The 12,366-nt window shown below is 46.2% G+C and carries 9 protein-coding genes and 1 pseudogene; 3 read left to right on the top strand and 7 right to left on the bottom strand.

Translation table 11 applies throughout. The annotated features are described in order from the left end of the window. Positions 1-13 precede the first annotated feature (13 nt). Both E4U82_RS02570 and E4U82_RS02565 read right to left on the bottom strand, forming a co-directional pair. Positions 14-874, bottom strand: a complete 861-nt coding sequence (locus tag E4U82_RS02570) for an EamA family transporter (RefSeq protein ID WP_135108475.1) — start codon at positions 872-874, stop codon at positions 14-16. A 198-nt stretch (positions 875-1,072) separates the two neighbouring features. After that, the gene (locus E4U82_RS02565; protein WP_209300530.1) at positions 1,073-1,261 is read right to left on the bottom strand and encodes a hypothetical protein; all 189 of its coding nucleotides are present in this window, start codon (positions 1,259-1,261) and stop codon (positions 1,073-1,075) included. A 164-nt stretch (positions 1,262-1,425) separates the two neighbouring features. On the opposite strand from E4U82_RS02565, the pseudogene htpX reads away from it, so the two are divergent. After that, positions 1,426-2,342, top strand: a pseudogene (gene htpX / locus E4U82_RS02560) (protease HtpX). 206 nt (positions 2,343-2,548) lie between these two features. Here the strand turns inward: htpX and E4U82_RS02555 are convergent. The 4 genes from E4U82_RS02555 to hmpA all read right to left on the bottom strand — a co-directional run bounded on the left by E4U82_RS02555 (position 2,549) and on the right by hmpA (position 5,472). Beyond that, a complete protein-coding gene (locus E4U82_RS02555; protein ID WP_135108474.1) occupies positions 2,549-2,737 on the bottom strand; it encodes a hypothetical protein in 189 nt (62 codons plus the stop codon). Between the two features lie 285 nt (positions 2,738-3,022). Then, positions 3,023-3,355, bottom strand: a complete 333-nt coding sequence (locus tag E4U82_RS02550; protein WP_135108473.1) for a hypothetical protein — start codon at positions 3,353-3,355, stop codon at positions 3,023-3,025. Between the two features lie 392 nt (positions 3,356-3,747). After that, positions 3,748-4,242: a zinc-ribbon domain containing protein gene (locus E4U82_RS02545; protein WP_245183503.1), complete on the bottom strand. Its 495-nt coding sequence runs from the start codon at positions 4,240-4,242 to the stop codon at positions 3,748-3,750. A 3-nt stretch (positions 4,243-4,245) separates the two neighbouring features. After that, on the bottom strand, positions 4,246-5,472 hold the full coding sequence (gene hmpA, locus E4U82_RS02540) for an NO-inducible flavohemoprotein (protein WP_135108472.1): 1,227 nt from the start codon (positions 5,470-5,472) through the stop codon (positions 4,246-4,248). Positions 5,473-5,719: 247 nt separating this feature from the next. Between hmpA and E4U82_RS02535 the strand changes: the two genes are divergently transcribed. Next, positions 5,720-6,538 (top strand): metallophosphoesterase, encoded by an 819-nt coding sequence (locus tag E4U82_RS02535; RefSeq protein WP_135108471.1) that lies wholly within the window; start codon positions 5,720-5,722, stop codon positions 6,536-6,538. Positions 6,539-6,585: 47 nt separating this feature from the next. Here the strand turns inward: E4U82_RS02535 and E4U82_RS02530 are convergent, their stop codons facing one another. Beyond that, positions 6,586-11,445 carry a 5'-nucleotidase C-terminal domain-containing protein gene (locus E4U82_RS02530; protein ID WP_209300529.1) on the bottom strand — a complete coding sequence of 1,620 codons (4,860 nt, stop codon included), beginning with the start codon at positions 11,443-11,445 and terminating at the stop codon, positions 6,586-6,588. A 392-nt stretch (positions 11,446-11,837) separates the two neighbouring features. On the opposite strand from E4U82_RS02530, the gene E4U82_RS02525 reads away from it, so the two are divergent. Next, positions 11,838-12,305: a DinB family protein gene (locus E4U82_RS02525; protein ID WP_135108469.1), complete on the top strand. Its 468-nt coding sequence runs from the start codon at positions 11,838-11,840 to the stop codon at positions 12,303-12,305. Positions 12,306-12,366: the final 61 nt, after the last annotated feature.

The following is a 12,366-nucleotide window of genomic DNA, read 5'->3' as shown; positions in this document are numbered from 1 at the left end:
CCCCCGCATCAACCTACTGTACGGCCACGGCAATTACACCAGCGACCATTGTGCCAGCTGCGACAATTCGGCGCGGACCGAATCCCTCTGATAGCATCCGGGTGCCCATGATGGTACCGATCAATATACTCATTTCGCGTACCGGTGCCACATAGCTGACGGGTGTAAACGTCATGGCCGTTAACACAAGTACATATGCAAATTGATTGAGGATTCCGACACCAATTGCTTCTTTCTTATGATGACGCCATTCATGACGTACATCTTCAAAGCTCCGGAAAACAAACAGCGACAAAATGATGGCCTGTGCAACGATACTGCCATAGATCAGCATAAGCGGTGACATCATTGCAACACTGACCGCCCCTTTGTCCAACAGTGTATACGAAGCAATCATCACGCCAATAAGCATCCCGTACAAAAGCGGTATAAATGTATTGGCTTTCCTAATTGCCTCCATGCCCCCCGTAATCACGAAGATACTGCCGGTAATCAGTGCGATTCCGATGACACCGGTTGTTGTCAGCTTTTCATCATAAATAAACACAGCGGCAATCGTTACAATTAAAGGTCCTGTCCCACGGCAGACGGGATAAACAAGGGAAAAATCCCCCACTTTATAGCCCTTTTGCAGCAATAACGAATAAGCTAAATGAATAAGTGCACTCCCTAACATGAAGCCAAGTTCCAACCAGCCAATCTGAACGTTGCGAAAAATCAAAAGACCAATGACAAAGGGGGCAAAAACAACCAGAGTGATCATCATATAAAGCCACACAAACGCATACCCGCCTTCTGACCGTTTAGCCAGGTAATTCCAGGTGGCATGCATGAACGCTGATATGACAATAAGTGTAAGCGCCAGAAAAGACATACACGACTCCTTTCTGCAAAACAATTTTCTCCTTTTTATACCATAACGACATCAGACCCGACTGCCGGGCTTCCTTTCCCGCCGTTTCAACATCACATATTCCCAAGCGCCGGTCCCCAAAAATACTACAGACCGACCGCGACGAATGAATGATGCAACTTGACATTAAAAATCGATATGTAAAAAATGACAAGCCACTCATGCTTGTATGACAGCTGGAAAATCCCCATTACGGCACAAATCACCAAAACGGCAACCCCTGCCGTCATTCAACTGAAATGCCGTTAAGAGCATCGGATCAATCGCATCCACCAGCACTTTGATGGCAGATACATTCAGCCCCCACATCAGCATGACCAATAATAAAAGCGTATAAATCCAAGCCATAAATCGATTCAACTGTTTTCTGAAGCATACTTAATCTACTATACTATCAAAAAATACCTGAAATTTCTTCCCTGCCGTCCTGAAACAAATTATGTTGTACTTCTCTTCCACTCTTAAAACATGCTATACTAGAATCATATTCTTTGCATCTGAGGAGGAAACAAATGGCTAAACGGTTATTTCTTTTTTTACTGACAAATATACTGGTATTAACCACCATCGTCATTGTCTGGTCCATTATTGTTTCATTTACAGGGGTCAGTGGTTCATTTATCAATGGTGATGACGGATTAGCGGGCATCAACTATGGTTCATTAATGGTGTTCAGTCTGCTGGTCGGCTTCATTGGCTCATTCCTCTCACTGGGCATGTCACGCTTCATTGCCAAAAAATGATGCGGGTCAAAGTACTTGATCCGAACGGCGCGCTTTCCACTCAGGAACGTGCCATTGTTGAAAAAGTTCACAAGCTATCGCGTGCAGCAGGCCTCATGCATATGCCTGAAGTCGGCATCTACCAATCCCGCGAAGTGAACGCATTTGCGACAGGTCCAACCAAAAAACGCTCGCTTGTTGCGGTTTCAAGCGGGTTACTGAATGAAATGGATGATAACGCGGTTGAAGGCGTTATTGCCCACGAAATCACCCACGTTGCCAACGGGGATATGGTTACCATGACACTGCTGCAGGGTATCGTCAACACATTCGTCGTCTTTTTATCACGAGTTGCAGCCATTCTCGTATCGCGTCTGGTGCGTTCTGAACTGGAGACAGTCGTCCGCTTTGCCGCGATTATTATTTTCCAAATATTGTTCTCAATACTTGGAAGTCTTGTGGTCAGCGCCTATTCACGACACCGGGAATATCGTGCGGATCATGGTGGTGCAGATTTGGCCGGGCGTGACAAAATGGCCCATGCCCTCCGTTCCCTGAAAAGCCGCACAGCGATTTCTCAGGCGAATGATCGAACAGATGATGCAGCCATCCAAACCATGAAGATCAACGGAAAAGGCAAAATGATGTCGCTGTTTTCATCCCATCCGGACATTGACGATCGTATTGCACGTTTGGAACAACGCTAAAATTAATATAAAAACGCCATGCCTGCTTTTCGGCTTCATGGCGTTTTTTGTTTGCTTGACCGATTTTATGATCAGGTCGATCGAAGTTCTGGTTAATCGATCGAATTTTGCATGATCTCGATCGATTTGCTGTGCCGCTCGATCGTTTTTCCCTCGCTCTCGATCGAATTCCATCTGCTTACATGACTATCCCGGTTCGATGGGTCTTATCCCTTCTTGTTCTCCGATTCCTGGTTTTTTCTTTTCACCACTTCAGCATCCGTGTTGCTATAAATATTCGTACCTCGCCCGCCTGTCGTTCGGGCTATAAATTCTTTAGCCTCATTATACGACATCCCTGAGCGGCGGCTCTGTTCCCTGATTGCCTCCGCATTTGTTTGGTTGCTTTTGTCCATTAAAAAACCTCCATTACGCTTTTATATTAGTTTGCGCAATAGAGATTTTTTAATGACAATTCCGGAGCATCATCTTGTAGGTTTTACTGTCTGTCTTAAATAACATACAGTACGTGTTGCCACTAAACTTTACATCTGAACAATACTCCTCTGCATACCCCATCCCGCCACTTTTATGTTTATCCATATTTTCCCTTACCAGCCCTTTTAACAGCCACTTCCGCTCAGCAACTACCTGCCGCTTTTTGCCTGTCTTCTTTTTTAATAGCCATCACTGCCGCCCGTCTAGCCAAAAAATACTTTAACCGTACCTTCTTTTCGGGCCGTTTCCAGACAGCTGTTCATAAACTTCTGTATCTCGTTTCGCTGCCACAATAAAAACTCCTGATTACCTTTATGGCCAAAATCCTTAGCTTTCCATCTGTCAAAAGCTTTCAAAGCTTTTTTTACCTGATCCAAAGGGAGTATTGCCACCTCTCCTGATCCGCTTACACCCGCATAATACTCATTCGCGTCAAGCAAATCATAAAATAACGGGGCGTTCACATCTCCCATCGTAAAACGAACATAGCCAATTTGCTGTCCCGCTCTATTAAATGAACTGATATCGTGTCCCATATTTCATCCCCTTATTAACAAGAATTAGTTGCATGTATCAAGTGAAAAACAAACATAGGCAGGGTCTCCAGAGTTCCGGGAGACTGGTGAAGTGAAATTTTTTTTGGTCTTGTGAAACGTAATAACTCGTTTGAATGAAAAGCATGCGGCAGACAAATTGAAGTCATTGCGTAAAAGGAAAACAGAATAAGTTGATCGCCGTTTTATGCCATAGAAAGCCTGGCAGAAGAATGGATAAGAAGCGAAAAGAAGAACTATCGATGCAGAAAGCAAGTTGAGGTGTGCACCATAAATCATACAAGTTTTTGAAACCGTTGTCAAATCATTGAAAATCTTTTTGAAAAAATCCAGCCAGCATGCTAACAAAATCCCCGCCGGCCGAACGGAGGCTTTTATAAAAATTCCAGGTCTCTTTGCTCCCGGCAGGATGGACACCGTCTGGGATGAACAAATCCCATTCTTTGATAAAATCTTTGCTCGCCAACGGAAAAGGTAAAATAGTTGCCGCATTCGATACATCTCAGATCGATATCATGCGGTTCCAACCCCTTCATTGCTTCGTTGATTGAATCGGCCCGGTCAGCTGCAGCTTGCTGGTCGACGGAGACATCTGATTCAATGTCCCGGATGACCTCCCGGATCCTGGCCCGCACCTTTTTGTAATCAATCTTTTCCCATGCCCGTAAATACGGGATGTATTTGTTGCTTCCGGTTTCCTGTATTTTATCAAGCAGCAGTAATATCATGCCCCGGTTCCGGTCTTTCAGGTAATGCATATCAGGGCTTTCGTTACCGGCTGCCAACCATTGGTCCCACTCATTTAAAAATTCATCCGTAAGCTGATCACGCTCAATTTCCCAGACACGGGGTCTGACCCCGTGTCCCAAAAATCAGGCTTCCTTTAGGATGCTTACCGGATTAAACAATTCATAATGCCGGTTGCCGTTGGAGACACCCCAGTCTTTAAGCCCCTGGTCGACAGCTTTCATGAATGGGGCGGGGCCGCAGCAATAAAAATCTGCGTTATTGCCGCACGACAGAATTGATTGGAGCCATGGAAGATCAACATAACCTTCCTTATCATAGTTTTGGGTGGTCCGGTCGGCTTCACTTGGGCTTTCATAGCAGACAAACGACGAAACATTCGGGCGGTCGGCGACCATTTGTTCAATATGCTCCTTCATCACGTGGGCCGAACTGTTTTGGGTTGCGTGGATAAATGTTACCGGGCGGTCAGGGTCTTTTTCGGCAATCGTTTCAAGCATACCGACAACCGGTGTCATCCCGATTCCGCCGCTGAGCAATACGACCGGATTTTCTTCACTCGTCATCGTAAAGTCGCCGGATGGAGCGGAAAATGCCAGTTTGTCACCTTCTGCCGCGTGGTCATGCAAATAATTGGAAACCACCCCATCAGGCACGTGCCCAGTTCCTTTTTCACGTTTAACGCTAATCTTATAAAAGTCTTTCCCGGATGCTCCGGACAGACTGTACTGACGCATATGTGTATAGGAATCGCCTTCAACATCGACTTTGAGCGTCAAATACTGGCCTGCTTGATAGGACGCTATTGGCCCGCCGTCCTTAGGTTTCAGATAAAATGAAACCACATCATCCGTTTCTTGAATTTTTTCGGCAACGACAAAGTCGCGGAATCCTATCCAGCCGCCTTCTTGCTTTTCTGTTTCTGTATATTTTTTCTTCTCGATATCAATAAACAGATGAGCAATATAATCATAGGCAGCCTGCCACGCTTCAATCACGTCATCTGTCGCGGCATCACCTAGTACATCCTGAACAGCCTGAATGAGCGCTTCACCAACGACCGGATATTGTTCCGGTTTGACTCCGAGCGACACGTGCTTTTCGGCAATACGCTCAACAAGCTGATCAATATTCTCCAAGCTGTCGATATTCTCACCGGCTGCATAAACAGAGTAGACCAGTGCTTCCTGTTGCAAACCTCTTTTCTGATTCGTCTGGTTAAATACATTGCGGAGCTCCGGTACGCGTTTAAACAGCAATTCGTAAAAATGCTTCCCAATTTCAGTACTGTGCTCTTTTAAGACTGGTGCGGTTGACTTAACAATTGCGAGTTTTTCTTTATCAAGACTCAATTCAATTCCCTCCAGCAAAATTGATGATTACATGCTTATATGGTTAGGAGATTTTCCTATATAGATTATGTTAAAGCGGTAAGTGGACCCGACAAGTGATGTACATCACACTTAGCCGTGACATTTCTGTGAAAGTGGGACAAGGGGTCTGACCCCTTGTCCCATCCCGGCAAAAAGCAGCTATTGCCTGCCATTATGAAAACATGCTAAACTTAGATGACTTATTTTGATTTCAGGTGGTGCACCCATGAAAAAGCTGTTGGCAGTCTTTTCAACTTTGATATTCTTTTTCGTTTGTTTCCTTAGAATTCGTCGTGATACGCATGACTTTAAACTGGAAAAGGTCGTATTCCGCAGTCCTAAACTATCGGCAAATTCCCCGTTGACCATACTGCAGATCAGTGACCTGCATAATCATGTTTTTGGCTCTGACAACGAGCGGTTCATCAACATGGTCAAAGCCGCGAACGCTGACCTGATTGTACTGACGGGCGACCTGGTTGACAAAAGAACCATGACATTTGATCAAGTTTTTTCATTGATCGAGCGGTTGACCGCCATCAATGAGCATGTCTATTTCGTATCCGGAAATCACGAGTGGGAAAATGGCCGTACCGAAGAATTTTTTAATAGTCTTCGCAAGCGGGGAGTTATCATCCTGAACAATCGAAACACCTGCATCACGAAAAAACATTCCACAATTAATTTAGCCGGTGTTGACGATTTTTCAACAGAACATGAAAACCTCAGTGGAGCCTTCAGTAATATAAATAAGGCGTACTATACGATTTTGCTGTCGCATGCCCCGGATATCGTCAAGCAATACGACACCATACCGGCTGACCTTATTCTGAGCGGTCATACACACGGCGGCCAGGTCAGATTTCCTTTAATTGGTGCACTCGTAGCACCCGGCCAGGGATTTTTCCCAAGCCTTAACAAAGGGACGTATCAACTTGGCTCCAATCAGCACTTGTATATTGACAGTGGAGTAGGAACAACAAGACTTCCGATACGTTTTTTAAACCAAAGCCAGTTGACCCTAATTACAATCACCCACGAATAGAAAAAGCAGCCCCCTTTGCCTTTAAACAAAGGGGGCTGCTTTTTGGTTTATTGCCACTGGCCGATGAGTGTATCAGCCATTCGCTGAAGTTCTTCATGTGCTTGTTCCGATATAAGCCCGTTTTCCTTCTGATATTGGACGAGCAGTTTAAAACTTTCCATATGCTTGACCACTTTATCCCCTGAATCCTTTTTCTCATAATGTCTGATGGCGGTCAAATGCATGTGAAGAGCACGTGCCGCACGTTCATCCATAATCTCGCCATTATCCTTAAGTGAAGTCACGCTTTCCTGTATATCTTCTGCATTGATTGGTTCCGGTTCTTCTGGCGTCTCACCCATCAGATCAACAATCCGCCCTTCTCGTTCAGGGTTCACAACACCATTCAAATCTTCAACCATATAATCTCGCAATTGCTGCCAGTCAGATTCGCCGATATCCTTGACGCGTCCTTCGTCATAAGCCTGTGCAAACGTTGCAAAGCCATCACCGCCCTGACCGGTAAAGCCGTTCGTTGTCACCTGATATTCCGCATCAAGCTGAATCTCTTCCAGTTCACCGTCCGCCTCAACGGACATTTCAACGACCCGGTTGCCTGGCTCTTTCTCACTGTCGTAGTAAAATTGCATCCCCGATACGTGCAGAAATCCGCCATTTTCAGCCGGCGCTTGACGAACACTGTGCTCCAGAATATCCTTGATCTCCTGACCAGTCAATGTGGCTATCACCGGGTTGTTGCCAAATGGCAGCACACTAATCACTTCACCGGCCGTAATCTCGCCTTCGTCAATTGGTGCACGGATGCCTCCACCATTCTGAAAGGCGATCACGGTCTCAGGGTATTTGTCCTGAGCCCCCGCGAGCATCGCATCTGTTACCAAATTGCCAAGTTCTGTTTCGTTGGCTCGGACACTGTCATCGCCCGGCTCATCCTGACGTGGGTTTGTCAGGTCTTTCATAGCTGCTGCACCAATTTCTTCGTTCATGACATCATCAACTTGTTCTTTATACGGTGCAAGAACCTCCTCGGCTTCAGGATCTTGTTCAAACCCGTCCACTTCAAGCAGTTCACCGTCATAACCAGTAACGGCCCCATTCTCATCGAACGTCACATCAAGCGTACCAAGGTTTTCAGCATATTGCCCGGCCTGGACAATCACGGTAGGTTCTTTCGTTTCCCCGTCAGCATCTTTCGTGACACTTACTGGCTCGTCCAATGCTGTATGCGAATGGCCGCCGACAATCACATCGATGCCGTCAACCTCCTCCGCAATGCGCAAATCATTGCCCACTTCAGGTGCACTATCATAGCCAAGGTGGTTTAGCGCAATAACTTTGTCAACGCCTGCATCTTCAAAAGCTTCCACCGTCTGTTCAGCTGTTTCCTTGAAATCCTCAAATGTGACATCTGCCGGACTTGCAATATTTGCCGTATCCTCGGTTGTCAAACCAAATATCCCCACTTGTTCACCGTCAATTTCTTTGATCATACTATCGTAAATTTCACCGTTCTCCGGATCTTCAGCCAGCGATTGATTCGTTTCAAGTCCATTCATGTAAGGGTCCTGGGAAAAGTCAATGTTGGTACCCAAAAACGGGAAATTGGCATTTTCCACAAATTCCGCCAGCGATTTATGTCCGCCCTCTTCACCACCAAGGTCAAATTCGTGGTTGCCGAACACAAAAGCATCCATATCCATCATATTCAGCAAGGCCAGATCAGCCTGCCCCCTGAACTCATTAAAATACAAGGTTCCGGAAAAGACGTCCCCGCCATGCAGCAGAAGTGAATCCGGATTTTCCTCCCTGAATTCGTCAATTGCTGTTACCATTTTCGTGAGTGGTTCAACACGGGCATGAGTATCGTTCATATGCATGATAGACATGTCAAAGTTACCATCCGCTTCTTCAGCTGCTTCCAGATCAATCTGTGCCAGAATCGGATCATGATCACTCGCACGGCCATGCATGTCCGTAAAGTCCGCATTGACATGGGCGACATCAACCTCGGTCACTTCAGCCAGATTTTTCGATACAAGCATGTGGTCCAGCACCTGTGAGTTGCCCTGGTAGACGTATGTGTAACGTTCTTCTGCAGGCATGGACATCATGGCATTGATCAGTTCATCACCTTTCAGAATGTCGAGTGGCTCTGAAAATTCAAAGTCATTCATATCGCCTAAAACAACCACATTTTCGTCCGGATTTTCCGCTTTAATATCACTGACAAATCCATTAACGATTTGTGCCAGCTCACGGCGCTGTGGTTCACTGCCTAATTCAGGCGGCTGGTTTTTCCCAAATGCACCATCGTCACCGCTCTTGGAATTAAAATGGTTCGCAGCCACGATGACACTTTCACCATTAAATTCAAATTGAGCTGCCAATGGCTTGCGAGTATTTGCAAATGCATCGTTATTTGGGGCGATGCGTCCCGGATTCAGCGTCAGTTGTCCATTCTCGTAATCTGTCGCTTCTGTAGCTGTTCCATGTTCACCATCCATCAACGAAACACGTTCCGGATTGTAAAGGAAACCGACGCGAATATTACCATGTGGCGCGCCCCCATCCTGATTGTATTCGGGATCGATGTTCGCATATTCATAGTCAGGGCCGCCCTGGTCACTGATTTCATGAATCAATCGCTCATAACTTGCAGAAGCTTCCGCATCATCAGGTCCCTGATCCTGCCCGTTGTTGTCCATCACTTCAACAATGCCGACAATATCGGGATTTTGCAAATCAGCTGCAAAAGCACGGGCAATGTTTTCCGCTTTTTGCTGCGATGTCTCACTTTCATTTGCCGAGAAATTTTCCACATTATAAGTAGCAACCGTCAGTTTGTCTTCATCTTTAGCAATGTCCGTGCCTTCCGGTTGTGTATCGCCTTCTGCAAAAACAGATTGAACATCTTCCAGATCGGAATAAACTTTGTAGTTTCCGTATCCGTAATTCACAACACCATCAACTGGTTCTGTGAATTGATCGCCTGTTTTGACGGCAAAGTCTCTTGCTTCCCCGTTCGGCTGCAGCTTAAACTGAATGGTCTGAGCATTCGGGCCTTCTTCTGTTAACCGGACACCGCCATTATCTGTCGTGTTATCCGGCGTATACTCGTTTGTCGCCACGACCAGATCACCATGTTCCTGTGGTGCAACTGCCCGCGATGGTGCAACCTCTACGCGCATTCCTTCAATACTTTCCCAAAAATCAATCGCATATTGATCCGGATCAAAGCTGGCAAAACCATCATCACCAACAATGTCTTCCGGAATATCACTTGAAGAGATTTCAACTGGCGACGGCAAGTCCACATCACTTTCCATCACTTCAATTTCACCGCCACGGTCGTCGCGGGCAGTAATTTCTGTAACCGGTAAATCTGTCTCAGTCCGATCGTCATACCCATCAATCTGATATTCATCAACTTCCCCGGTTACACTGACACGATCACCTGCATTGACATCATTAGTGTTCCCTGTGTAGACAACAATCCCTTCAGATGTATTGTCATTCCCGTCGTAGTCTTCTTCAGGTGTCTGCATATGAAAATAATTCGAACCCCTAATCTCATATTCATACGTTACAATACCTTCAACATTCTGAACGGTTCTACCAATCATCGGTGATTCGTGGCTTTCACCCTGGATGTCGTGAATCATGACACCATCTTCAGGGTTGTAGACAGAATAGCTGAATTCAGATACCCCACTGGCTGTTAACCCTTCTTTGTCAGCCATTGCTTTAATGGTGACGTCCTCATCAACGGAGATTCCTCCGCTGTAAAGCTCGCCATTTTCAGCTGGATCACCGCCATCTGTGGTATAGAAAATATCAGCATCATCTGTTGCCGTTTCCAGTGTCACCTCCGTGCCTGCCGGGATCGTCCCTGCCCGAGGGCTTGCGGTTACGGGCTGTACGGCAGATGCATCACGAATGATATCCGCCTGGCTCCGCGGGATAATCTGCTGGTCGGAATCAAATTGGGTCACAATACCAGTAATCGAATCATAGGTAACACCTGTTTCCAGATTTAACTCACCTCGTTCATCCCGTACCACAAACGTATTCCCGGCTTCATCTTCAGCGGTATAATTCGCCCAGCCATCGCCACTTTCCACATCGGTCATTGTCACATTTTCGATAACAGCCAGTTCTGATTGGTGGTTTTCCAGCTCGCTTCCGGTAATGGACAGTGGATCCGGAATGGCTGCATCTGCCGTTTTTTCATCAACCGTCGCGTTAGCCAGCTGCAGTAATCCCCGATAGTCATTTAAACTGCCGGTCACCGTGATGTCATCACCCAATTGCACATCAAGTGATGCCGGACGAACAGCGATGGCTGCGGTCTCATCCTGGATTTGAATGGTGTTGTTTAATTTAGCGGTGACAACACCTTTCGTTTTAGCCTTACCTGTCGCTTGGTCCCTGACATCTGCAATCGACTGCAATTCAAGCGGCTCATCCGGTTCGTCGGAGGCAAACCTCATGTCACTCGGATTTTTAAGCCCATTATGATTGTGGTATGCTTCCATGCTGCCGGTAACCGTCACTTCCTCGTCCAGATTACCCGGATTTGTCTTCAATCCAAATTCAGCCCGGTAATCGCCGGTCACCTGAACGAATAACATATCATCGGGATTGGTTTCGCCGGCTTCATCTGCCAGTGCAACATTATAATCTTCCCGAAAATCAGTCCGCGACACATTGCCCGGTCCAATCACATATCCGACAATGTACCCCTTCACAGTCTGCTCGCTGCCATCATTATTCTTTTGAATGGCATCCGCGACCGTTATGGGCCCGTCCGCCGGTGCAGCATAAACCGTCATGGGTCCGGCCGCCGGTGTCAGTAACCCTGCCAGCAATACAATAACCATCATGATACTAGCGTACTTTCTCCTCATCTGTATGTGCATCCTCTTCTCCCCTTTTTGGAATTTCTCCCTGAATTCACGAGACTGCTTACGATGTCTGATAGTCAAATAGATTCAGATCACTGATAACTAATCGATTCACCGTCAACGCTGGCATGTTTTCGTTATAAAAGGCAACGCCCCATCTTTTAATAGATTTCGTATTGATAAGCCTATTTATTTTAATATAGATAATTTTGCCTCATTTTAACAGATGCAAAAAGCACTAATTTTTAGTCCAGGGACACGATTTGTAGGTAAAAAGTCCATTAAGGATACAAAAAAGCAACCCCCGCGCCGCGCTCTTAGGGCTTACGACTGGGCAACCGAACACAAAACCCGTTATACTGAACACATATCCATTGATGCAAAGGAGAATTTAAATGAGCAACGGAATGGAAGGTGCCGTGAATGGCTGGCTGCAGCATCGGATGGTGCTGGATGATTTACTGGCGCTGGTGGATGATACGAATGTGGATTACAGGCCATGGGACGGTGCCATGTCGCTTGGGGAGCTGGCCATACATATCGTGACCTCAACCCATATGTTTGTTAAAGGGATTAAAAAAGGCGAGTTTGATATGCCGCCAACAGAAAATTATAAAACGATCAACGATATCCGCACAATCGTGCAGCGGTACACCGAAGAAACCAAAGAAGAGATGTCAACTATTTTCACATATCAGATGAAAGGGTATATTCTGTTCAACAAAGTGCGCGCACCCGGCACATATTGGTTCTCCAATGCAATTGATCACGAAATCCATCACAAAGGACAACTGTTCACATACGTCCGCATGATTGGCGCAAAAGAAGTCCCGAATTTCATCCGCCAGCCTGACGAGATTTAAGCGGTACACAGGGACAGGCGTTCTATCCAGACGTATTTTTCCATCAAAAACAGGGAGCGTG

Origin of the sequence: Lentibacillus salicampi (genome assembly GCF_004565465.1) — a bacterium.
Taxonomy (GTDB): domain Bacteria; phylum Bacillota; class Bacilli; order Bacillales; family Amphibacillaceae; genus Lentibacillus; species Lentibacillus salicampi.
The sequence above is the reverse complement of the archived record's forward strand: the minus strand, read 5'-3'. Positions and strand labels throughout refer to the sequence as shown.